Genomic DNA, 22,731 nt, shown 5'->3' on the forward strand with positions numbered 1-22,731 from the left:
TACTTATAATATAAAGATGCGTGGACCTTAATATTTCCATAAAAATAAAAGGAACTGATTATAGAAGGGTTATACCTCAGGTAGTTAGGGGAAAGCGAATAGCCTGCGACAAGGCTGGTTTTAAGCCCGTAAAGCACTCCTTTAGGACTTAATAAGGGGAATATGCTTTAGGGGCTTTTTAATGATGTTATGGGTCGGAAAAACGTGCTGACGATAATTTGTATCAAAGATTATCCAGTGCAGCCTGTGCCTTGTCTTTCATGCTGCCGTTCATACGTACAACTTCTTTGAACATACGGCGGGCTTTACCTGTCTGGCCTTTGCTACGATAGCAGACAGCCAGCTGGTACCGGGACAGTTCTCCGTATTTACCCGGGCTTTCGGCAAGGTGTTTATAACGGGAGATAGCCTCATTCAGGTCTCCCTGCTGATGGTATACCTGTGCTGCTTTATAGAGAAATTCGTCTGTACCGGAAGCTTCAGCAGTTTTCTTTTCCGGAACATCTTCTTTTTCCTTTTCCTTTTTAACCGGCGCCGGTTTGTCTTCCGTTTTCTTAACAACGGCAGGCGTATCCTTATGTACTACGGCCACCCGGGTCGTTTCTTTGGCTTCTGCCGGTTTGGATGGTGGCGGAGGAAGCTTCTTAGCACTATCTTTAGTAACAGGCGCTGCTGCAGGTGGTTTAACTGCTGCCTTTACGGAGTCCGTTTTCACTACAGGTTTAGGTGGTGTAGCAGCCGGTGCTGCAGGTGTAGTTGCGGGAGGCTGCGCTGTTTTTAGTACAGGCGCTTCTTCGGCCGGTACCGGCGTGACTACGGCTGCCTGTAAAGGCGGATTTTCCGACTTTGCAGCAGGAAGGTCTGCATTACTTGCAATGGCTTTGGAAACAGGCGATTTCAGTTTGCCCTGTTGCTGTACGAGATATATTACACCTGCGCTGATGGCAATAGCTGCCACAACCCAGAAATAGATGAGGAAACTTTCTTTTTTCTGCTCCTGGCGTTGGTAGCGTTCCACTTTATGCACCTGGGAGATCCGTTTAATACTGTTACGGATGTATTGTTGCATACTTGTGGCCAGTGGCTGGTATTTTTCCCTGTACTGTTGTTGCTGGAGTACCTGCAATGCATCGAAACAGAGATTACAGTCAACAAGATGCTGTTCCACCAGGTGTTTTTCAACATCTGTCAGACGACCATCCAGGTAACGGGGAAGCTGGTCCCTGTTCAGACAGCGAATGTTACTGAAGATCTTCAGTATTTTTTCATTGTTTTCCAAGTTACTCATAGGTTTCATGCATCAATAAGGAAGCCATTTTTTGCTTTGCTTGCTGTAGAATCTGCCTTGTTTTTTCAATAGTATACTTTTTTGTTGCTGCCAGTTCTGCAAAAGACTTAGCATGAAGGTAGAATTCTTTCAGAAAATATTGTTCTTCCGCGGGCAACTTCTGCAATGCTTCTTCCATTGTTGCTGCCAGCAGTTGTTGTTCTTTGAGGTTGGTAGCGGCTTTCTCTACTTTGTTTTCCATCTGTTGCTGTTCCCTAGATTCCGTACTGGGAAAAAATGGACTATTCTTTTCTGTCTGAGCTTGTTGTGCCCTGATAGTATAATGGATCCATTCATTGGCTTTCGGGATCGTTTGGGTCCTTAAACTGGCGCTGAGTTTCTGAAGCAAAGCGGGATAGACTTCTTCGGGAGTAGTAGCGGGACCGTTATTGAGATAGGGTAAACAAACGGCAACCATAAGGTGGCTGTATCTTTCCATGAGTACACCTTCCGCTTCCTGGTCCTTCAATTTTCTTGCCCGGGAAATCAATTCTTTATCTGATAAATTAGTTAGCTGCTGTAGCATAGTGTTACCTATATTTACATATAAAAGACAAAAATGTTCATTTTGTTGTCTTTTGACATATAATTATTTTAGACAATTAATATGCCATACGCAATTACCGTTGTTCCAGTCATGCCATTACGGGCGGAACCATCTCATAAAAGTGAAATTATCTCACAAGCCTTGTGGGGGGAATGCAGTGAAATTATTACGACCGGAACTGATGGTTGGGTAAGAGTAAAATGCCAGTTTGACGCGTATGAAGGTTGGGCTACTTTTAATCATCTGGAAATCATTGACGAGGAGTTGTTCAATGCCCCGTATACGCATTATACTGCAGGTTGGGTGAACAGTGTGCAACTGAATGGCAAACAGATGCATGTGCCTTTCGGATGCGCCGTGAAAGGAGCGGAGCATGTTACAAACTGGGGAAAGGTAAAGGTACAGTTTGAGGAGCAGCCAGTTAAGCGGGGGAATGGAGATGCGGTAGATACTGCGGCCCTTACAGCAGCTGCTTTCCATTATCTGAACACGGCATACCTGTGGGGTGGCAAATCGGTATTTGGCGTGGATTGTTCAGGATTCGTGCAAACGGTATACAGAACATTGGGTATAGACCTGTTAAGGGATACTTACCAGCAGGCGACACAGGGTGTAACCGTCGACTTTCTGCAAGAGGCGAGGCTGGGAGATCTGGCATTCTTTGACAACCCGGAAGGGCGTTTCGTGCATGTAGGCATCCTGCTGAACGATCATGAGATCATTCACTCGTCGGGAAAGGTAAGGGTAGACCCTATTGACAACCAGGGCATTACTAACATTGATACCGGTGTAAGAACGCATAAGCTGCGGATCATCAAGCGGGTATTTTAGGCGGATATGAGGTAGTGGCGTAGGTGGTGATATTCAACTGCCAGCCAGATAATGATATAAAAAGAACATCCCATAGCGGTAATAATATTACTGAGCTATGGGATGTTCTTTTTAAAGGATGGCATGATGCCGTTCCTCTTAGTTATTTGTCACCGAAAGTCTTGTTGTAGAACTCGATGCTTTCCAGTATGATACGTTCTGCAACGGCTTTGTTCTGGAACTCGGCTACTTTTACGGTTTTGTGCTCCAGTCTCTTATATTCTTCGAAGAAGTGACGGATTTCTGCCGTGAAGTGCGGAGGTAATTCTGTGATATCGTTGATGTGGGCAACGCTCATATCGTTTGCAGCTACAGCGATGATCTTGTCATCAGCTTCACCACTATCGATCATCTGCATTACACCGATCACTTTTGCTTCCATGATACACATAGGAACAACGTCAACCTGGGAGAGGATGAGGATATCCAGCGGGTCATGGTCATCACAGTAGGTTTTTGGAATAAAACCATAGTTAGCCGGGTAGTATACGGAAGAATACAGTACCCTGTCGAGCTTTAGCAGGCCGCTTTCTTTGTCCAGTTCATATTTAGCGCGACAGCCTTTAGGAATTTCAATAATAGCATTCACTATGTTAGGCGCTTCTGATCCTGTGCTGACTGAATGCCAGGGATTGTTCGTCGTCATCTTCTACTTTGTTTTTTCGTTTGTTATAATTTGGTGCCCCTGCATCTATTCCGCATTGCAAAGATATAACGGCGCAAAGTCTTTCTTCGGGACCCTGGCAACTGTTTTACCGTATGCTAATGTGGAATTTAGAATAAAAATGCTGGCGCGAGGCAAAAATAAGGAACTCAACTGTAATTTCGTAATAGATACAAAATTATACAGATAAGAGTATTTATAATATTTTAATTAACTGGGAGCGGAGCTGTTGTATCCTGAGGCAGCATATCGACAGAATCCAATGGTGCGCTTGCCGGAGGCAGATAGTTTGGAATAATACTTTCGAATGTGAGAGATATTTTCCAGCGGCCATTTTCTTTTACGAGCTGCAGTCTTTCCTTTTGTTTAGAGGAAGAGTTCAATACGGTAACAGTTGCTTTATCGCCGTTTTCTTCTGTCTCTATAACCTTAATCCCGGCTTTCTTGATCTTATCCCGCTCTGAATCGTTACGGCGGGCATCGAAGAAGGAGTAGAGCTGTATTACCTGTTGCGATTCCTTGGTAGCGTAGTCCCGGGCCAGGTCAAAGTTCGAGTCCTGTATCGCATGCATAAAGTTGAGCGCTACTTCCTGCGGGGAAGCGCGTTTCTTGCAACTGCTGAATACAGTACCGAAAAATAATACCAAGGTGAGGATACGCAGATAACTGGTCATGCAAATGTTCTATTATAATACAGTTAACAAAAATAGGTGGAAAGTGGAAAATTACAAAGAGCAGCTAGTGCTGCGGGTTGTGATTTTTAAAGATCCGGACCTTTTTTTGAAAATTGTTGGTTTCCTTGTTGTAAACCGGTATAGGCAAGGAATACTTTTAACAGTTTACGTTTTAAGGCGTGAACATACTTAAAACACTGTTAAGGAAGTGTTAATTATCAGTGCTCTTCCCGTTCCTTTGCCGCATCATAAGCACGTATGATGGCTTTTACCAGCCTGTGTCTTACCACATCTTCTTCATCCAGCTGGAGGTAACCGATACCGTCTACATGGCGGAGGATGCGGGTAGCCTTTTCCAATCCGGACTTCTGATTTTTAGGAAGGTCTATCTGGGTAAGATCTCCTGTGATAATGGCTTTTGCGGAAGAACCGATACGTGTCAGGAACATTTTCAGCTGAAGGTCGGTTGCGTTCTGCGCTTCATCAAGGATGATAAAAGCATTGTCCAGTGTACGTCCGCGCATATACGCCAGTGGTGCGATCTCGATAACACGGTTGGTCATGAAATAGCTAAGCTTATCTGCGGGGATCATATCATCCAGGGCGTCATATAATGGGCGCAGGTATGGATCGATCTTTTCTTTCAGGTCGCCGGGTAGAAAACCGAGGTTTTCACCTGCTTCTACGGCCGGGCGTGTCAGGATGATCTTTCTGACAGCCTTATTCTTAAGGGCTCGTACGGCCAGCGCTACGGCGGTATAAGTTTTACCGGTACCGGCAGGGCCTATGGCGAAAATGATGTCGTTCTTGTCGGCCAGCGCTACCATTTTCTTCTGATTGGCTGTTCTGGCTTTCACGTTGCGTCCGTTAGGACCAAAAACCAGTATTTCGTTGGAATTACGGTCTTTGAAATTGTCTACCTTTTCCTCATCGCCAAGGATCTGTTCGAAGTAGTTTTCGCTGAGATTACCGTTACGTTCGAGGTAGGAAATGATTTGTCCGATTTTTTCCTGTGCGGTAGCTACTTCTTCCGGAGCGCCGGAAAGCTTGAGCTGTGTACCGCGGGAGAGGATCTTTAACAGTGGAAATTTCTTCTTTAGCAGATCAAGTTTTCCATTGTTAACTCCGAAGAACTCGATAGGGTTAATGCTATCTAAGCTGATAATTGATTCTGTCAAGTGATTTCTTATTTAGAACGTTTGAGGTATCTGTATATAAGGTGCTGGAGGCAATATACCTTAAACACCTTACATTAAGAAACCTATAGTTTATAACCTTGTTTATTGATGGCCCCACTTTTTCTGCGTTGGCAGTATTTCCGGTATGAGGAAGAGCAGCAGCCCTACCAGCAGCGGCAATAACCAAGCCAAAGCAAGAACTGCAGAAAATTAGTAGTCCCTGTGTGACCGGTTGTCATCTTTCTGTGTCATGAGAATGGATACATCATGCCTGTTTTTATTTGTGCCGATTTGCGTGTTTTGTCCAAAGATATTTATCCTTTCACACTTGCCGAAAAAGGGAAATCCACATTGTGGAAAAACGCAAAATTACATGCTTAAATAATACAAATGGCTGTTGCGCTGGCAGATAGTTATAAAGAATAGGTATTTTTAATCATATATTGAGTATTTTTAAAGGGATTATCGTTCGGGATTTTATGATGAATGCCATAATGGGTAATGCGCTGACAAAGGTCATTCCTGCGCTATTACTGGATCTGCACGGTAACCTGCTATATGTCAACAAGGGGGCGGCAGGATGGCTGCAGATTCCGGAGGGGGAATTTCACCGGGCAGCAAATGTAAGTAGTTTGCATTTTGATGATGTTATAGGGAAGCTGGCAGGGGTTTACTGGCCCATGCTGTGTCACCTGCATGTTATGGGCAGAAACGCCTGTGTGGATATGTATTGCCATACCCACCAGTGGGTAAAATGGCAACTGACAGTTGTGGGAGAACACTTTCTGCTGTCGGGCACAGACATCACAAACCTTCGCCCGGTTGTGGACAGTTATTCTCTATTGCAGGCGCTTCCCTGCGGCTTACAACAGTTTACGGCGGAAGGTATTCATTGCTGTGCTAATGGCCTGCAGCAAAACATCTGGGAAGAAATCGATCCTGCACTGTCAAGGCCCGGCTACAACCTTTTCGATGAGCCGGTTTTCCAGGAGACCGGTCTTTGCGAGTTGTTTGAAGAGGTGCTGTCTACCAAAGCATCTGCCAAAAAAGAAATTTTACTTGGCTACCGCGAGCATTCCACTAACGGGGTGATCAGGATACTGCCTTCTTATTATGATGCGACGGTTTTTGCGGTGATGGATGAGCAGGGGGCTATTAAGACTTTACAGCTCATGATGCAGGACATTACGGATAAACAGCTCGCCTTCAGACGGCTGGAGAAAAGTGCCCGCCTGCTGGACCTGATCATTGAACACCTGCCTATCGGTTATATACAATTTGATCATTTCGGCTTTGTGCGCCGCATTAATCATACGCAACGGGAATTCTTTCAGTATGATTACGACGAAGGCGAGGCACCCTTCAACATCATGAGCGATCCTTTCTCGCGCCTGTACGGACTGGATGAGCTCTTCATGCATGTGATGGCCGACAATAAGGTGATCCGCGTGGAGAAGCAACTGGATTTCTCGAAGGACAGCCGCTGGACAGCGCAGAGCCGGGAAGTTTGGCTGGACCTCACGCTGTTTCCATTACGGGATCCGGTAGATAAACAGCAGATCGTTGCTGTACTGGTGAATGATATTACAGACAAGAAGCAGGAACAGCAGATGCGGAACCTGTTGCAGCGAAATACGGAACAGCTGCATCTTTTCTTTGATGCTGTTGACATGGGGTATGCCACCATGGAAAAAGACGGGACGCTTTCATTTGCTAACCGCAAGGCAGAACAGATGGCCGGCAGGCAGATCATGGAGGGAGAGAATATCTTTGATATCATGCCGGAACTGGGACATGCCACGCCTTTCAAAGCCCGCTTTTCTGCGGCGCTGGCAGACTGTGTCTCTTCATCTTTCAGCAGTTATTTTCCCCGCCGCTATAAATGGTATGAGTTCCTGATCACTCCTATGAGGGATGGTACTGTGTCTGTTTTTATCCGCGATATTACGGATAGCCGTAATATGCAGAAGGACTTGTTCCGCGCGAATAAACAACTGAATAAGCTGAACAAGAGCCTGGTGAACCAGAATCAGCAGCTGGAAGACTTTGCGCATATCACTTCGCATAACCTGCGGGCGCCTATTGCCAATCTGAAAGCCCTGATGCAGATGCACAATGATTCGGTATCAGTTTCTGAAAGGCAGCAGTACCTTGCCTTACTACAGGAAGTAATATTTAAGATCGATGAGACGCTGAACGACCTGGTAGACGTTGTACAGATCAGAAAAAATGTTGACGTTGAAACGGAACCACTTATGCTTTCCGAACGTCTGCAGTATGTGAAAGACGTTTTATTTGCAGATATAGAAAAGAGCGGTATTGAGCTGACCACCAATTTTGAGCATGCGCCTATGCTGGAGTTTCCACGACTTTACCTGGACAGTATCCTGCAGAACCTGGTCACCAATGCCATCCGTTATCGTACGCTGGAACACCGGCCCCGTCTGCATCTCAGCAGCTGGCTGGAGAATGGGTATATGATACTGACTGCCGAAGATAACGGTCTTGGGATTGATATGGAACGCTTTGGTCATAAGCTGTTCGGTTTCAGGAAAACGTTTCATAAGAATAAAGATGCGAAAGGGATCGGCCTGTTCATTACAAAAACGCAGGTGGAGGCAATGGGCGGAAGCATCCGGGCAGAGAGTACACCGGGTCAGGGTACGAAATTTATTATTACCTTTAAAACAGAATAAATCCCTGTATGCAATTGCACAACATGATTTTTATCGTAGATGATGATCCGATTCATCAGCAGATCGCGAACATTATGATCAAACGACAGGGTATTGGAGAGAATGTGAGGGCTTTTTCTGATGCACAGGACGTGTTGGATTACCTACGCCAAAATTCTTTCGATCCGGAGCAATTGCCTGATCTGATCTTACTTGATCTGAATATGCCAGTAATGGACGGATGGGATTTCCTGAACGATTATGCCGGCTTTTACAAAGATCTTGCAAAACAGATCGGCATCTTTGTGCTGACGTCATCTATCGATGATAAGGACCGTAAGAAAGTAGATAATTACTCTTTCGTAAAAGGGTATCTGACCAAGCCATTGTCCAGCGAGATCATTACCAAGTTACAGGCGAGCTGATAACAGCGTTATATTATTAGTAAAGAGGGTTATACTGACATCAGTATAACCCTCTTGCATTTTCTTATAGTATGTGTTGGAACACAGAATTTACTTATGCATGTTTCAATGCGCTGATCACTGCTTCTGGATCTTTTGCAGAGAAGATATTGCTACCTGCTACCAATACATTAGCGCCTGCATCGAGGATGCTGCCTGCATTTTCCACCGTTACCCCACCATCTACTTCAATTAAAGCATGTGCTTTATAGTGATTGATCATCTCTCTTGCCTGGCGGATCTTTTCATAACTTTTAGGAATGAAGCTTTGTCCGCCGAAACCAGGATTAACGCTCATGATCAGAATGAGGTCAATATCGTTAATGATGTTCTCCAGCAGGTGCACGGGTGTATGCGGATTTAGTGCAACACCGGCTTTCATGCCCAGTCCTTTGATCAGTTGTATGTTCCTGTGCAGATGCGGACATGCTTCATAGTGAACGGTGAGAATATCTGCTCCGGCCTTTTTAAAGTCCTCAACATATTTCTCCGGTTCTTCTATCATGAGGTGCACATCACAGGTCTTTTTAGCTGCTTTTTTTATGTGTGCAATTACGGGGAGTCCGTAACTGATATTAGGTACGAATCTGCCATCCATTACATCCAGGTGCAACCAGTCAGCCTCACTGCGATTTAACATTTCTACTTCCTTACCTAATTCAAGGAAGTTGGATGCCAGTAATGACGGTGCGACAAATGTGTTTCTATTTTCCAAAGCCACGCGTTTAATAATTAGTTAATGCAATGCATTTTAGTCGGTTACGAATATAGCTGTTATTTCTTTAGTTTGTCCAATGCAGCTTTAGCTTCCGGATAATCTTTTTTGAAGGTAAGTGCCTTTACATAGTCGTCTATGGCATCTTCTTTACGGCCCAGGCTTTCATAACACTGTGCGCGGTAATAGTAGGCTTCCGCATTGGCAGGGGATGCTTTGGCGGCCAGGTCGAAGTAGCGAAAGGCTTCTTTGATGTCCTTTTTCTTCATATTGATCCTTCCCAAAGCGAGGTAAGCCCTTTCATCGTCAGGATCGGTAGTGATGCTGTTGTTATAGGTGGTTACTGCTTCTGCATAGTTGCCGGTCATCTCGTAGTATTGCGCCAGGGAGATGAGGGGCTCAGAGTTCACAGAATCGAGGCGTGCAGCCAGTTTATAGTACTTAACAGCGGCAGGTGAACGACGGACGAGCAGGAGATCGCCCAGCTCCATTACGGCGCTGTAATCGCTTTGTAAACCGGCTTTATCGATGGCAGTGGTCAGATGACTGATAGCGAGGGTGGTGTCCTTATTGTCTTCGGCAATGCGGGCTTTCAGGTAGAAGGCTTTATCGTGCGTACCGGACGACTGGCCTAAGATGCTGGCGACACTGTCTGCCGACTTATACTGCTTGTTTTCGATCATGGCCGTGGCCAGCTGGTATTGCAGGTAAGGGTACCCCGGAGCCGTTTGCAGGGCTCTTTCAAAGTGAGCAATTGAACGGGGATAGTCTTTTACCACCAGGGCTGCTTCGCCGGCGCCTGCCCAGAAGTCGGTCACATCCGGTTTCAGTTGTGCAGCCTTTTCAAAGTCTTTTTGAGCCAGTGCCGGATCGGTATTGAAAAGGAGCAGGGCCCTTCGGAAGTAGAGGGCTTCGTTGTCCGGGAATTGTGTGATCGAGTCTGTTAATGGCAATACGAGCGGCGCATAGAGGGCCGAGTCGGCATCGGTATGATTAGTCTGCTCTTCCGTTTTACCAGATTGGCAGGAAAAGAAAAAGGGAATGGACAGTGATAAAAGAAACAGGTATTTCATAAGACAATAATATAAAAAATGCTCGATGTTTTGGAGTTAGGGGAAAGGGAGTGCGGTATTTAAAAAAAATAGCCGCCCTTTTTAAGGGGCGGCCATTTGTATGGTTGCATGCCGGATCAATTGGCGGTCAGCCAATCTTTCAGTGCGTTATAGTCGTTAGGCAGCTGTACGGCTTTCTTTTCGAGATCGTACAGGGATAGTACTCTTTCGGGGGTAACGATCTTTTCCTGCAGGGAGGCAGGGGCGGTGTCGGCAAATTTAACCGGATGGGCAGTTTCCAGGAATACACCTGCTACGTCTTTACCGGCGGCTGTTTGCTGGAGGTATTGTTGCAGACCGAGATACCCTACAGCACCGTGAGGGTCCAGCATATACTGGTGCGCTGCCCATACCTGTTCCATTGTGGCAGCTGTAGCCTTGTCGTCGAAAGAGATGGAAGTAAGCTTCTCTTTCAGGGCAGGCAGGCTGTTGGCGAACAGTTCCAGGATGCGGACAAAGTTGCTGGGATCTGCTACGTCCATGGCATTGGAAAGGGTCGGTGTTGCTTGTCCTGGAGTATACTGGCCTGTTTGCATGAACCGTGGAACGGTATCATTGACGTTGGTGCTGGCTACAAAATGTTTTACGGGTAAACCCATAGCAGCTGCCATCATACCGGCGCAGATATTACCAAAGTTGCCACTGGGCACGGAGAAAACAACATTGGGATAGGTTGTTTTCAACTGTTTCCAGGCTAAAAGGTAGTAGAACATCTGCGGTAGCCAACGAGCTACGTTAATAGAGTTAGCGCTGGTGAGCAGGCAATGGGCCTGTAGTTCCGCATCCAGGAAAGCGGTTTTCACCATGCGCTGACAGTCGTCGAAAGTGCCGGCTATTTCAAGCGCTGTGATATTACCATTCAGGGTGGTCAGTTGTTTTTCCTGTAGGGTGCTGACCTTACCGGAAGGGTAGAGGATCACCACACGTACGCCGGGTACATTATAGAAGCCGTGGGCCACTGCACCGCCGGTATCGCCGGAGGTAGCAACGAGGACGGTTACCGGACGGGTATCATTCCGTCTGAAGTAGCCGAGGCAACCAGCCATGAAGCGGGCGCCTACGTCCTTGAAAGCAAGCGTAGGACCATGAAACAGTTCCAATGCATAGATGTTGCCAGCCACCTGTTGTACGGGGAAAGGAAAGCTAAGCGTATCTGCAATGATCTGGCGCAGCGTAGCTTCCGGGATCTCGTCACCTACGAACGGCCTGATGGCAGTGTAGGCAATATCGAGGTCATTATGTTTTTCGATGTTATCGATAAAATCCTTTTCAAAAGCGGGGATACGTTCCGGGAAGTATAAACCTTTATCCGGTGCGAGCCCCTGTACTACTGCATCCTCGAAAGAGACAACATGTTGTTTATTCTGTAGACTGAAATATTTCATTAGACTTTACACTTTTGTAATTTTCACACCTTCCGTATTTATTTTCGATACATGGATCTTGTAGTCCACGCCCAGCGGCGCATACACGGTATCCATCATAGCGGCCACCTTACGGGCATTTTCTTCGCCTCTGCTCAGCATGAAGACGGATGGTCCGGAGCCGGAGATACCTCCACCTAGTGCACCAGCTTCCTTACATTTCACTTTCAGTTCAAAGAACGCTGGAATGAGTATGGCGCGTACAGGTTCAACGATAGCGTCTTCTAATGAGCGGCTGATCAGGTCATAATTTTCCTGGTAAAGGCCGGCAACAAGAGCGCCTACGTTTCCCCACTGACGGATGGCATCTGTCATCAGCACCTTTTGTTTGAGGATCTCACGGGCATCGGAAGTTTTCACTTCTATCTGCGGATGGATAACGGTCACCCACAACTCTGACGGCGTATGCAGGCCGGTAATATCAAGCGGCTTGTAACTACGAACAAGCGTAAAGCCGCCCAGTATAGCAGGAGCTACGTTGTCGGCGTGGGCAGCGCCACTGGCCAGTCTTTCGCCTTCCATAGCAAAGCGTACGAGCTGTTTAGGTGTAAAAGGATTGCCCAGCAAATGATTTGCGCCTACTACGGCGCCGGCTGAACTGGCAGCAGAAGAGCCGATACCGCTGCCGGGAGGAATATTCTTGAATAGTTCCAGTTCTATACCGGCATCAGGTTGTCCATACTTTTGCAGCAATGCCTGGATGGCTACACCGCATACGTTTTGGGCAGGATCGGTAGAAAGGTTGGCGCCATGTACGGCTGTAATGGTAACGCCTGGTTTATCACTCTTCCGCATGATCATTTCATCGCCGGGAGCATCCATGGCCAGTCCTATCACATCAAAGCCACAGGCTACGTTGGCAACAGTAGCGGGGGCGAATACTTTTATATAGTCATTTCCCATGAGGAGTTCGAAATTTAAGGTATATATACTGATATACGGTTTATCTGGCTGATCTGATGATATCAGCAAATATACCGGAAGCCGTTACATCTGCCCCCGCACCGGCGCCTTTTACGATCAGTGGTTGTTCCGCATAGCGGTTGGTGGTATAGAGTACGATATTGTCTTTTCCTTCGAGTTTGAAGAACGGATGATCGGGAGCGATGGATTGTAATCCAACGGAGGCCTTTCCATTTTCATAGCGGGCTACGAACTTCAGGCGTTTACCTTCCGCATCCGCCTTTTCACGGAGTGCGAGGAAATGACCTTTGTGCACGTCCAGCTGCTCATAGAAAGCATCCACAGAAGGAGCTTCCAGTGCTTCTACTGGCAGGAAGGAATGGTTGGTGATATCACCCAGTTCCATCTTAGCACCGCTTTCGCGTGCGAGGATCAGGATCTTACGCATCACGTCTACACCGCTGAGATCTATACGTGGATCTGGTTCCGTGTAACCTTCGTCCTGTGCGGCTTTCACTACTTCGCGGAAGCTGGCGCCGTTAACGAAATTGTTGAATACGAAATTGAGACTACCACTCAACACTGCTTCAATGCTGTTTACTTTATCGCCACTGCGGATCAGGTCATTCAGTGTATTGATTACCGGTAAACCTGCGCCAACGTTGGTTTCAAAAAGGAAAGATGCATTGTATTTACGGGCCAGGTCTTTCAGGCTCTTATAATATTCATAGTCTGAAGAGCAGGCGATCTTATTACAGGTTACCACGGAAATACCATGCTGGAGGAACTCTCCATAGGTGGCCGCTACTTCCTTGCTGGCGGTATTATCAACAAATACGCTGTTACGCAGGTTGAGTGATTTTATCTTTTGTGCGAAGGCTACCATATCAGAAGGTTCACCACCTTCGAGAACAGACTTCCATTCAGCAAGATGGATCGCTTCATGACCGAACGCCATCTTCTTACTGTTGGCAACACCCGCTACACGTACGTGCAGGCCGAGTTCATTCATCAGGTATTTATGTTGCTGTTGTAGCTGTTCTATCAGTTTGCTACCTACATTACCAACACCTGCAATGAATACGTTCACCTGTTTCAACGGTTCTTCGAAGAATGCTTCATGTATCACGTTCAGTGCTTTCTTGACATCTCCCTTATTGATCACAACAGAGATATTCTTTTCGGTAGAGCCTTGCGCGATGGCGCGGATGTTCACACCATTACGACCCAGTGCGGCAAAGAGTTTACCGCTGGTACCGTGATGGTTTTTCATCTTATCGCCCACAACTGCAACGATGCTCATATCTCTTTCCACGATGAGCGGTTCTATACGCTTTTCCAGGATCTCCTGAGAGAATTCACTGTCGACTGCTGTCTTAGCCTTCAGCATGTCCGGTTCATGGATACCTACGGTGATAGAGTGCTCGGAAGAGCTTTGCGTGATGAGGATCACGTTAACGCGTTCACTCAGCAAGGCTTCGAACAGTCGTTTGGAGAAACCTGGGATACCCACCATGCCGCTACCTTCCAGGGTGAGCAGCGCTATTTTCTGGATACCGCTAATCCCTGTTACGGGATAGGTGCGGATATCGCCATCCTGTGTATGGATGAGGGTACCATAATCGTCTGGCGCAAAAGTGTTTTTGATCCAGATAGGAATGCGTTTATCCATTACCGGCTGGATGGTAGGAGGGTAGATCACTTTAGCACCGAAGTGGGAAAGTTCCATCGCCTCTTCATAAGAGATATGTGGGATAGGAATGGCCTGTGAAACCATACGGGGATCGGCAGTCATCATACCACTCACGTCGGTCCATATATCCAGCACTTCTGCATGCAGGGCAGCAGCGATGATGGCAGCGGTATAATCGGAACCACCACGGCCGAGGGTAGTAGTTTCACCATCAGTAGTAGCTGCTACGAAGCCGGGAAGTACCACGAAATCGGCGTTCTGCTGTTGGTAATACTGTGCAGTCTGATGGTTTGTAGCCAGGAAGTTGACTGCTGCGTTGCCAAAATTATTATCAGTAACGATCAGTTCGCGGCTATCTTTCCATGCGGCATTCAGTCCGCTGGACTTCAGTTTTTCCGCGAGGAGGTAGGAGGAGAGAAGTTCTCCGAAGCTCATGATCTTATCCAGCGACCGTGCACTAAGTTCTCCTACCTGGAAGATACCATCACAGAGGATCTCGAGGGTGTTTAACCGCTTCTTTACCTGGCTGATGATACCACTTTGTACAGTGATAGGGAAAAGGGTGCGGATGGTATCCAGGTGTTTATTTTCGATCTCCTGTAATACGTTCCTGTATTGTTCCTGTCCTTGTCCGGCGAGCTGTCCGCACTGGATCAGCTTATCGGTAATGCCACTCATGGCGGAGGCAACAATGGTAAAACGCCCATTCGGTTTTTTATGCTGTATGATATTACAAACCTGTTCTATGGATTGGGCGCTTCCCATGGAAGTTCCGCCGAATTTTAATACTTGCATGTCTGAAGATGTTGATACGTAAAAAGTCCTGTCCCTTTTCGGGTGTACCACCGGCGGTGGTCGTTGGATGATATGTGAATATTAACCCCGCACCGGGGTTGTAATAGATGTAATTGTAATAGTGCTGATGCTTGCACCGGAGATGGCGCAAGAAGCAGAAGTGAAGTATGTAACTATCGGTAGCACTATTGGGTATAATTTACTTTTCGCTAACAAAAGTCTGGAAATACTTTTGGATTAGCAAATGAATTGTCAAAGTTTTGAAATTATTTAAATTTTGGTAGGGAAAATTGTTAAAAATTCCGGGTAACGGGCGGAGCTGGACAAATTTGCTGATTTTCAAGGGGAAAGAGGTGATATAGGGTTGCAGGGGAGTGGTTGCATGGGGGAATGGGATCCGGGAGGCTCGGAGTACGCTTTATACATGACGCATACAGGGAGTATACACGACGTATACATGACGCATAGGTGGACCTAGAGATCCTTATACACGCCTTATACATGCCTTATACATGCCTTTGCCATGCCTTTGAGGTGGAGTTGATCATCTTCCCCCTGATTTCCTTACATTTGTTCTAACCACGTTATTCATGCCTTATTTCCGGAATTTTACATATCATATAGACAAGCGCCGCTGGAAGTATTGCTTCCTGCTGGAGGGCATTGTAAGCCGGTAGGACATATTCCGGTACTCCGCACCCCGATCTGGTTATCCGCCGCCGGCGGAGGCATCTTTTTCAATTTACGGCTTTTAAGTACCAGATACCGGTACGGAATACTGATAAGGGTAGTTATGTTGCCTATATCATTGTCATAAAATTGTCATTCAATTTCCAAGGTCTGCTGCCGCAAGGCAAGAGACAGAAAAACCATTCATCATGCCTCATTATCATAAACTGGGAAATATCCCTCATAAACGTCATACACAGTTCCGCAAGCCGGATGGCACGCTTTATTCTGAGCAGCTATTTTCTACGGAAGGATTTTCGTCCAACTCTACCTTGTTATATCATTGTCATCCTCCGACTGAGATCGTGAAGGTGGATGAACCTTATAACGTCGCTCCCCGTATAGCGGAAGAGAAGATGTTGAAACACCGGAGTTTCCAGGGCTTTAATATTCAGCCCCAAGATGATTATCTGCAAAGCAGGAAGCCTGTGCTGGTGAACAGTGATTGTCATATCTCCCTTGCCGCGCCCCGGCAGAGCATGACGGATTATTTTTATAAAAATGCCGATGCTGATGAACTGATCTTTGTACATGAAGGATCGGGTGTGTTGCATACACAATATGGGCAATTGTCTTTCGGGTATGGCGATTACCTGCAGGTGCCGAGGGGTACTATTTACCAGATAAAGTTTACGGGAACAGACAATCGTTTATTCATAGTGGAGTCATTCAGTCCCATTCGTTACCCGAAACGTTATCTCAGCCAGTATGGGCAGCTGCTGGAGCATGCGCCTTATTGTGAGCGGGACATCAGGCAGCCGCAGAACCTTGAGACGATCGATGAGGCAGGAGATTTCCTGATCCGGATCAAGAAGAAGGGAGTGATGTATCCTATTCACTATGCACATCATCCGTTTGATGTTGTTGGCTGGGATGGTTGCGAGTATCCTTTTGCATTTTCCATTCATGATTTTGAACCTATCACCGGGCGCGTACATCAGCCACCTCCGGTGCATCAGACTTTTGAAGGACATAACTTTGTTGTATGTTCGTTTTGTCCGAGGTTGTTTGATTATCATCCGCAATCTATTCCTGCACCTTATAATCACAGTAATATAGACAGTGATGAGGTGTTGTATTATGTAGATGGTGATTTCATGAGCCGCAAAAATGTTACGAGGGGAATGATCACATTACATCCCGGCGGTATTCCGCATGGACCGCATCCCGGTGCAGTGCAGAAGAGCATAGGGGCAAAGGAGACGAAAGAACTTGCCGTAATGGTTGATACCTTCCATCCTTTACAGATCACGCAGGATGCACTCGGTATAGAAGATGAAAGGTATGTGATGAGTTGGGCTGAGTAGTAGCAAAGACTATTTTTATTCGTAGTAAAGATTACTAAACTGGAATTTATATTTTTATACCCACCTACAACAGACAAGTAAACAGAAATCAATTAATATGGAATACAGGCAATTAGGAGAAAGCGAACTGAAAGTTTCAGCAATTACATTTGGAGCATGGGCCATCGGTGGCTGGATGTGGGGAGGAACGGAGCATAATGATGCTGTGAGAGCTATTCATGCATCAGTTGACGAAGGTGTGACCTCAATTGACACAGCGCCGGTTTATGGACAGGGATTGAGTGAGGAACTGACAGGAGAGGCATTAAAAGGTCTTGACAGAAGCAAGGTCCAGGTGATGACGAAATTCGGGATGCGCTGGGACCTGGCACTTGGTTCACTTGCATTCAAGAGCAAAGACAACAGCGGAAAAGATATCGATGTATACAAATACGCCGGCAAGGAAAGTGTGATCCTGGAGTGTGAGAACAGTCTCAGAAGACTGGGCACAGATTATATTGATCTGTACCAGATCCACTGGCCTGATGTGACAACGCCTATCGATGAAACGTTTGAAGCTGTTTTACGTTTGAAAGAGCAGGGAAAGATCCGCGAAGCGGGTGTAAGCAACTACAACGTTGAACAGATGAAAGCAGCTGACAAGGTAGTTAAACTCGCTTCCAACCAGGTGCCTTTCAGTATGGTAGAAAGAGAGATTGAAAAAGAGCTCGTACCGTACTGCATAGAGAACAAAAAAGGTATTCTTGCTTACAGTCCGTTACAGAGAGGGATCCTGAGTGGTAAGATGAGACCAGGACATCAGTTTGGGGAGGGGGATAACCGTCCGGCCACGAAGGCTTACCAACCTGAGAACCTGAACCGCATTAACGCCTTCCTTGATCAGATCAAGCCGATGGCTGAAAGCAAAAGTGCAACGCTGGCTCAGTTGGTGATCCGCTGGACACTTGAACGACCTGGTATCACGGTAGCGCTGGTAGGCGCACGTAATGCGGAGCAGGCAATACAGAATGCGAGAGCGATCAATATTAAACTGAGCGCAGAAGAAATAAAATTCATCAACGATAAGCTGTACCAGGTACAGCTCGTTTAAACCTACAATGTCAGCATTCGGTACCAGTTCAGGATTGTATACATGTACCGTATCACTTCATTGATGACTGATTCCTGCAGTTGATCACATAAAATCGCTGCAGGTTACAGGTCAATCGGACAGTGAAAAATAGAAACCGGGTCGTTCCAGGAGGGATGGCCCGGTTTGTTTTTGGGAAGATGATTTTTGTCATAGGCTACCTTTACAGGAGCTACATCATTTATTTTCTGCGGTGCCCACGATTAAATTGCCGGAACTTGCCAAACGTATAGATCAGGTATTGCCAGAGCTGGAGAAGAAGAATACTTTCTGATGATCAACTGACGATCTGCATCAGGAAAGGAATGGCATCAGAAGAGTGTAATGCGGCCGTCGATTCCAATGTCATAGCAGCTGTTGCGGATGCTCTTGTACGCATTTGTTGTTCGTATGCGGCGATAGCAGTATGTGTGTCGGGAAACCCATCATCTGTAAGGCACAGGCCTAATTCCAAAGCGTCCAGCATGGCCATGTTAACGCCTTCGCCTGCGTAAGGCGGCATGAGGTGTGCTGCATCGCCCAGCATTGTCAGGTCCGGTAGTGCATTCCATGTCTGATCTAAGGGCATACAAAATTGCGGCCGGGGAATAAAGTGCGATGAAGCATTTTCAAAGAGCTCATCCCAGATATTGTTCCAGTCTGTGAACGTTGACTTGAACCAGTTAAATACTGCGGCTTTATCGGAGAAGTTGATACCGCAATCTCTACTCCAGGATTCTTCGGTTTTACAGCCGGTATAGAATACGAGGCTACCATCTCCTTTGGAGCTTACGATAAGCGTTTTATCATCGCCCATAACGAAGAGTTTTCCATTCTTCAACAGGCGATGAATGTTCGGACTGGCGACAACAGAATTATACACGGCGCCTTCCACGATAGTGATGCCTGAATAGAAAGGTTTGATAGGCGTGATGTAGGGACGGATCTTTGAGTTAGCGCCATCTGCAGCGATCACGATATCGGCTATAGCAGTGGAGCCATCCTGAAACGTCAGTAAGCAGGCATCATCGACACGTGTGAGGGAAGTAAAGTGACTGTTCCAAATAACTGTGTCAGGATGTAAAGAATCGAGAAGGATCTTTTTCAATGGGCCACGGTCTATTTCAGGGCGAAAGCGTTCCTGTGCGCCGGTTTCTTTTTCATCGTCTTCCATGAGCACGTTTGCGTGTTTGTCGACAATGCTCAACCTGTCTGCTCCGGGGCGGTAATTGGCTTTGAATGCATCCATTAATCCAGCTTCGCGTAGTGCTCTCAAGCCTGAATCATAGTGAAGGTCGAGCGTAGCGCCTTGTGCTCTTGCGTCTTTACCGGGATCTCTTTCGTAGACTTTCACATCAGCGTCTTTCATCTGGAGGATCCTGGCAAGCGTAAGTCCGCCGGGACCTCCGCCTACAATAGCGATCTTCTTGTTTTTAATGGTACTCATTTTCTGTTGATTTATTGTTGCTGTTTTTACTTTAACATGCCTTTTATAACTGCATCGCAGCAATCGGCAAACAGCTTGTCAGTGATGATCTGTTTGGGTCGTTCGAGGAAGTCGAAGTATTCGTTGATCAATTCGAACATGGGTGCAAATAATAGCGCTCTGTATGCTTCCTGCGGGAGCTTTCTGATAACGCCTGCTTTAGCGTTCAATTCAAAGAAGCGGTGTACGGGTGCGAAATAGTCCCCTTCTTTTATATCTCTTTCCTGGTATGCTTTATTGAGAAGAGGAGAGGACTTTCCATATTGCATTAGAGCGAAGGCATGCTTGTTATTCTTGAAGTAGCGGAAAGCATTTGTCCAGAGTTTTTTTACACCTGCGGCAAACTCCATCTCGGGAGAGAATTTCTCCAGTATTGCTTTTTCGTAGGCGCCGAGCACTTCATCGATAAACAGTTTGATAAGAAAGTCTTCCTTATTCTCGTACTTAATGTAAATGGTGCGGGGAGAGACGTTGGCCGCCTTCGCCAGTTTCTGCATACTCAGGTTTTCCAGGCCTTCTTCGGAGATGATCTGCAGGGCGATAGTCCGGATGGCCTCTTCTTTTTCCAGGTTTTTAGGTCTCATGAAAGGTTATTACTTCCTGTTTGTGTAGCAAAAGTAAGTAAATGTTTGTTTACTTATAATATTATTTTCAATGAGCTTCCCAACAAACAATAATTGAGCTGTTTAACAAAGCAGCGAGGGCTGGTCTGCATCTACCTTTGTTGTACACAAGTAAATAGAACATTATGGCAAAAATTTGGTTTATCACAGGCAGTTCAAGAGGATTGGGACGCAGCCTGGCAGTAGCGGTGTTAGCAAAGGGAGAGCAGGTAGCGGCAACGGCAAGAAATCCTGCACAGTTGGACGATCTTGCGGCGCAGTACCCAGGGCAGGTGCTGGCGTTAAAACTTGACGTAAATAATCAACAGCAGATCCATGCTGCGGTAGCGGCGGCGATCGCACATTTCGGACGTATCGACGTATTGGTAAATAACGCAGGATTCGGTATTACGGGAGCGGCGGAAGCCTTTACGGACGAAGAAGTGCGTAGTCAGCTGGAAACAAACCTGTATGCGCCGATTGAGATCACCAGGGCGGTATTGCCTCACATGCGTAAGCAGCGTTCCGGCCGTATACTGCAGATCAGTTCTGTTGGAGGCAGGGTTGGGAATGCGGGTCTGACCATGTATCAGGCGGCAAAATTCGGATTGAGCGGCTTCACGGAAGCACTGGCAAAAGAGGTGGCGCCGTTAGGCATCTTCGTGACAAGTGTTGAACCGGGTGGTTTCCGTACAGACTGGGGAGGTGCTTCTATGAGCTTCGCGAAACAAGTGGAAGGATATGAAACGACAGTGGATTGGCTGGCCGGTTATTTTCAGGCCGATTATGTGGCTGTAGGTGATCCTGACAAAGCGGCGTTGGCGATGGTACGTGTGGTGGAAGATGAGCAGCCTCCTTTACATCTTGTACTGGGCAGTGAAGCGATCGGCATATTGAAAAGCGGTGATGCTGCGAGAACGGCCGAAATGGAAAAATGGATGCAGGTGAGTTTGTCGACCGATCATCATGAATCGTCAGATTTTCTTGCTACAGATGATGGACAACGATTTAAGGCATAAGCTTTAGTAAAGAGGCAGCATTCCGTCCGGGGGGCTGCCTCTTTATTGCCCCTACAGCTGCTTCGGCTGTTAGCATCGAAAGTTGTACTTTCGTGCCGTAAACAGCTAATGTATTATGAACTGGAGACGATTATTCTCATTATCAAATATTTCAACGGGGATCATGACCCTTTTCCTCGTGCTGATATTGGTGAATCCATCAGTAAAAGCGGGCGTTATGCAGGGACTGATGAAAGTAGGGTTGTTCCAGCCTGGCGTACCTGAAGAAGTGAGCGCGGAAAGTGCAATGGCGCCGGACGTGACCTTTTCGGACGGGGAGGGAAAGACGTTCACGCTTTCATCTCTGAGAGGAAAGGTGGTATTCATTAATTTCTGGGCAACCTGGTGTCCTCCCTGCCGTGCGGAAATGCCATCGATCAATACGTTGTATGAGAAATTCAAGGATGATAAAAATGTAGTGTTCCTGACTGTTGATACGGATGGTGATTACAAGAAGGCCAGTTCCTTTATGAAAAAGCATAAATACAGTTTGCCGTTATATGTAGCTGAGACACAGATACCCCGGGAGTTGCTAGACCACTCTATCCCAACTACTGTGATCATCAATAAAAAAGGTCAGATCGCGCACCGTCAGGAAGGGGCTGCCGATTATGGCAATCAGCGGTTCATTGATTATTTCGATAAGTTCATTCGTAAGTAACTGCGTAGCTGTTATGAGTGTACAGGAACAGATCCAAAATTATATCAACAGCCAGTCTGAACCCAAATGCAGTGATATGCAAGCCTTGCATATGCTCATACTTCAGGTATTGCCTGCATGCAAATTATGGTTCGAGGATGGCAAGAACAGTGAAGGTAAAACGATCAGTAATCCCAATATAGGATATGGGTCTTACACGATTAAATATGCCGATGGAAAGGCGAAGGAGTTCTTTCAAATTGGTATGAGTGCAAACACTACCGGGATCTCTGTCTATATACTTGGTATCAAGGATAAAACCTATCTGGCCCAAACGTGCGGAAAAGAACTGGGCAAAGCGAGTGTGACCGGGTATTGCATAAAATTCAGACATCTGAAAGACATAAACACCCAGGTACTTGAAGCGGCCATACGATATGGGGTGGAGGCTACAAGTGAAGATTAATTTCAAATTGAGACATTACCCCACTTAGTATTATTTGGATTTAATATGCCGAAATGCTAATATTGCATTAGCAACTAATTTATGCTTCATCCGCATACATACCATAAAATATCCGATCAGCGTCACAGCAAGTACTACTTCCTGATGGCGACGCTGGCTATGGATTCCGCACTGTCCTAAGTGCAGGTATGATACTGCCTTTTACGGGCGTTCTGTTTTCCTTTTAGCATTTATTTTACTGTTTTTCTCCACGCCCATTTACAGTGGTTCTACCTGTCATTTCTTCAATGCGTT

Annotated in this window: 20 protein-coding genes; 8 read left to right on the forward strand and 12 right to left on the reverse strand. The window is 46.4% G+C overall.

Annotated features, from left to right (window positions below; genetic code table 11):
* Positions 1-223: 223 nt before the first annotated feature.
* The gene (locus C7475_RS33480) at positions 224-1,288 is read right to left on the reverse strand and encodes a tetratricopeptide repeat protein (RefSeq protein WP_158286518.1); all 1,065 of its coding nucleotides are present in this window, start codon (positions 1,286-1,288) and stop codon (positions 224-226) included.
* Complete coding sequence (locus C7475_RS16270) at positions 1,281-1,853, reverse strand: sigma-70 family RNA polymerase sigma factor (protein ID WP_110054440.1); 573 nt, start codon at positions 1,851-1,853, stop codon at positions 1,281-1,283. Before C7475_RS16270 ends, C7475_RS33480 begins: the two co-directional genes overlap by 8 nt.
* Positions 1,854-1,934: 81 nt before the next feature.
* Between C7475_RS16270 and C7475_RS16275 the strand changes: the two genes are divergently transcribed.
* On the forward strand, positions 1,935-2,705 hold the full coding sequence (locus C7475_RS16275; protein WP_110054441.1) for a C40 family peptidase: 771 nt from the start codon (positions 1,935-1,937) through the stop codon (positions 2,703-2,705).
* Positions 2,706-2,847: 142 nt separating this feature from the next.
* Here C7475_RS16275 and C7475_RS16280 read toward each other — a convergent pair whose 3' ends face one another.
* The 3 genes from C7475_RS16280 to C7475_RS16295 form a co-directional block, all read right to left on the reverse strand.
* Entirely contained in the window at positions 2,848-3,390 is a 543-nt protein-coding gene (locus C7475_RS16280; protein WP_110054442.1) for an inorganic diphosphatase, read from the reverse strand.
* 224 nt (positions 3,391-3,614) lie between these two features.
* A complete protein-coding gene (locus C7475_RS16285; protein ID WP_110054443.1) occupies positions 3,615-4,082 on the reverse strand; it encodes a DUF4878 domain-containing protein in 468 nt (155 codons plus the stop codon).
* A gap of 218 nt (positions 4,083-4,300) precedes the next feature.
* A complete protein-coding gene (locus C7475_RS16295; RefSeq protein WP_110054445.1) occupies positions 4,301-5,260 on the reverse strand; it encodes a PhoH family protein in 960 nt (319 codons plus the stop codon).
* Positions 5,261-5,739: 479 nt separating this feature from the next.
* Here C7475_RS16295 and C7475_RS16300 point away from each other — a divergent pair, with 479 nt between their 5' ends.
* Together C7475_RS16300 and C7475_RS16305 are read left to right on the forward strand one after the other, a co-directional pair.
* A complete protein-coding gene (locus C7475_RS16300) occupies positions 5,740-7,956 on the forward strand; it encodes an ATP-binding protein (protein WP_110054446.1) in 2,217 nt (738 codons plus the stop codon).
* A 23-nt stretch (positions 7,957-7,979) separates the two neighbouring features.
* Positions 7,980-8,360: a response regulator gene (locus C7475_RS16305; RefSeq protein ID WP_158286519.1), complete on the forward strand. Its 381-nt coding sequence runs from the start codon at positions 7,980-7,982 to the stop codon at positions 8,358-8,360.
* 94 nt (positions 8,361-8,454) lie between these two features.
* Here C7475_RS16305 and rpe read toward each other — a convergent pair whose 3' ends face one another.
* The 5 genes from rpe to thrA all read right to left on the reverse strand — a co-directional run bounded on the left by rpe (position 8,455) and on the right by thrA (position 15,041).
* On the reverse strand, positions 8,455-9,120 hold the full coding sequence (gene rpe / locus C7475_RS16310; RefSeq protein ID WP_370445428.1) for a ribulose-phosphate 3-epimerase: 666 nt from the start codon (positions 9,118-9,120) through the stop codon (positions 8,455-8,457).
* A gap of 53 nt (positions 9,121-9,173) precedes the next feature.
* On the reverse strand, positions 9,174-10,187 hold the full coding sequence (locus C7475_RS16315; protein ID WP_110054449.1) for a tetratricopeptide repeat protein: 1,014 nt from the start codon (positions 10,185-10,187) through the stop codon (positions 9,174-9,176).
* A gap of 116 nt (positions 10,188-10,303) precedes the next feature.
* Positions 10,304-11,611: a threonine synthase gene (gene thrC / locus C7475_RS16320; protein ID WP_110054450.1), complete on the reverse strand. Its 1,308-nt coding sequence runs from the start codon at positions 11,609-11,611 to the stop codon at positions 10,304-10,306.
* Positions 11,612-11,617: 6 nt separating this feature from the next.
* Positions 11,618-12,553: a homoserine kinase gene (locus C7475_RS16325; RefSeq protein ID WP_110054643.1), complete on the reverse strand. Its 936-nt coding sequence runs from the start codon at positions 12,551-12,553 to the stop codon at positions 11,618-11,620.
* Between the two features lie 40 nt (positions 12,554-12,593).
* Positions 12,594-15,041 (reverse strand): bifunctional aspartate kinase/homoserine dehydrogenase I, encoded by a 2,448-nt coding sequence (gene thrA / locus C7475_RS16330; protein ID WP_110054451.1) that lies wholly within the window; start codon positions 15,039-15,041, stop codon positions 12,594-12,596.
* Between the two features lie 878 nt (positions 15,042-15,919).
* Between thrA and C7475_RS16335 the strand changes: the two genes are divergently transcribed.
* Both C7475_RS16335 and C7475_RS16340 read left to right on the forward strand, forming a co-directional pair.
* Positions 15,920-17,077, forward strand: coding sequence for a homogentisate 1,2-dioxygenase (locus C7475_RS16335; RefSeq protein ID WP_110054452.1), 1,158 nt, complete (start codon positions 15,920-15,922; stop codon positions 17,075-17,077).
* 97 nt (positions 17,078-17,174) lie between these two features.
* The gene (locus tag C7475_RS16340) at positions 17,175-18,167 is read left to right on the forward strand and encodes an aldo/keto reductase (RefSeq protein WP_110054453.1); all 993 of its coding nucleotides are present in this window, start codon (positions 17,175-17,177) and stop codon (positions 18,165-18,167) included.
* 316 nt (positions 18,168-18,483) lie between these two features.
* Here C7475_RS16340 and C7475_RS16350 read toward each other — a convergent pair whose 3' ends face one another.
* A complete protein-coding gene (locus C7475_RS16350; RefSeq protein WP_110054454.1) occupies positions 18,484-19,632 on the reverse strand; it encodes an NAD(P)/FAD-dependent oxidoreductase in 1,149 nt (382 codons plus the stop codon).
* 26 nt (positions 19,633-19,658) lie between these two features.
* The gene (locus C7475_RS16355) at positions 19,659-20,255 is read right to left on the reverse strand and encodes a TetR/AcrR family transcriptional regulator (protein ID WP_110054455.1); all 597 of its coding nucleotides are present in this window, start codon (positions 20,253-20,255) and stop codon (positions 19,659-19,661) included.
* 164 nt (positions 20,256-20,419) lie between these two features.
* Between C7475_RS16355 and C7475_RS16360 the strand changes: the two genes are divergently transcribed.
* The 3 genes from C7475_RS16360 to C7475_RS16370 all read left to right on the forward strand — a co-directional run bounded on the left by C7475_RS16360 (position 20,420) and on the right by C7475_RS16370 (position 22,437).
* Positions 20,420-21,292 carry an oxidoreductase gene (locus tag C7475_RS16360; RefSeq protein WP_110054456.1) on the forward strand — a complete coding sequence of 291 codons (873 nt, stop codon included), beginning with the start codon at positions 20,420-20,422 and terminating at the stop codon, positions 21,290-21,292.
* A 115-nt stretch (positions 21,293-21,407) separates the two neighbouring features.
* On the forward strand, positions 21,408-21,992 hold the full coding sequence (locus C7475_RS16365; protein WP_110054457.1) for a TlpA disulfide reductase family protein: 585 nt from the start codon (positions 21,408-21,410) through the stop codon (positions 21,990-21,992).
* A 13-nt stretch (positions 21,993-22,005) separates the two neighbouring features.
* Positions 22,006-22,437: a DUF1801 domain-containing protein gene (locus C7475_RS16370; protein ID WP_110054458.1), complete on the forward strand. Its 432-nt coding sequence runs from the start codon at positions 22,006-22,008 to the stop codon at positions 22,435-22,437.
* The last annotated feature ends 294 nt before the right edge of the window (positions 22,438-22,731 follow it).

This window comes from Chitinophaga sp. S165, assembly GCF_003182155.1.
Lineage (GTDB): Bacteria > Bacteroidota > Bacteroidia > Chitinophagales > Chitinophagaceae > Chitinophaga.

Bases quoted from the DNA above. Each gene is read 5' to 3' on its own strand.
- C7475_RS16305 (WP_158286519.1), top strand. From the start codon at position 7,980: ATGATTTTTATCGTAGATGATGATCCGATTCATCAGCAGATCGCGAAC.
- C7475_RS16335 (WP_110054452.1), top strand. From the start codon at position 15,920: ATGCCTCATTATCATAAACTGGGAAATATCCCTCATAAACGTCATACA.
- C7475_RS16370 (WP_110054458.1), top strand. From the start codon at position 22,006: ATGAGTGTACAGGAACAGATCCAAAATTATATCAACAGCCAGTCTGAA.
- C7475_RS16355 (WP_110054455.1), bottom strand. From the start codon at position 20,255: ATGAGACCTAAAAACCTGGAAAAAGAAGAGGCCATCCGGACTATCGCC.
- C7475_RS16300 (WP_110054446.1), top strand. From the start codon at position 5,740: ATGATGAATGCCATAATGGGTAATGCGCTGACAAAGGTCATTCCTGCG.
- C7475_RS16340 (WP_110054453.1), top strand. From the start codon at position 17,175: ATGGAATACAGGCAATTAGGAGAAAGCGAACTGAAAGTTTCAGCAATT.
- C7475_RS16280 (WP_110054442.1), bottom strand. From the start codon at position 3,390: ATGACGACGAACAATCCCTGGCATTCAGTCAGCACAGGATCAGAAGCG.
- thrA (WP_110054451.1), bottom strand. From the start codon at position 15,041: ATGCAAGTATTAAAATTCGGCGGAACTTCCATGGGAAGCGCCCAATCC.
- C7475_RS16350 (WP_110054454.1), bottom strand. From the start codon at position 19,632: ATGAGTACCATTAAAAACAAGAAGATCGCTATTGTAGGCGGAGGTCCC.
- C7475_RS16285 (WP_110054443.1), bottom strand. From the start codon at position 4,082: ATGACCAGTTATCTGCGTATCCTCACCTTGGTATTATTTTTCGGTACT.
- C7475_RS16315 (WP_110054449.1), bottom strand. From the start codon at position 10,187: ATGAAATACCTGTTTCTTTTATCACTGTCCATTCCCTTTTTCTTTTCC.
- C7475_RS33480 (WP_158286518.1), bottom strand. From the start codon at position 1,288: ATGAGTAACTTGGAAAACAATGAAAAAATACTGAAGATCTTCAGTAAC.
- C7475_RS16365 (WP_110054457.1), top strand. From the start codon at position 21,408: ATGAACTGGAGACGATTATTCTCATTATCAAATATTTCAACGGGGATC.
- C7475_RS16270 (WP_110054440.1), bottom strand. From the start codon at position 1,853: ATGCTACAGCAGCTAACTAATTTATCAGATAAAGAATTGATTTCCCGG.
- C7475_RS16275 (WP_110054441.1), top strand. From the start codon at position 1,935: ATGCCATACGCAATTACCGTTGTTCCAGTCATGCCATTACGGGCGGAA.
- C7475_RS16325 (WP_110054643.1), bottom strand. From the start codon at position 12,553: ATGGGAAATGACTATATAAAAGTATTCGCCCCCGCTACTGTTGCCAAC.
- C7475_RS16360 (WP_110054456.1), top strand. From the start codon at position 20,420: ATGGCAAAAATTTGGTTTATCACAGGCAGTTCAAGAGGATTGGGACGC.
- thrC (WP_110054450.1), bottom strand. From the start codon at position 11,611: ATGAAATATTTCAGTCTACAGAATAAACAACATGTTGTCTCTTTCGAG.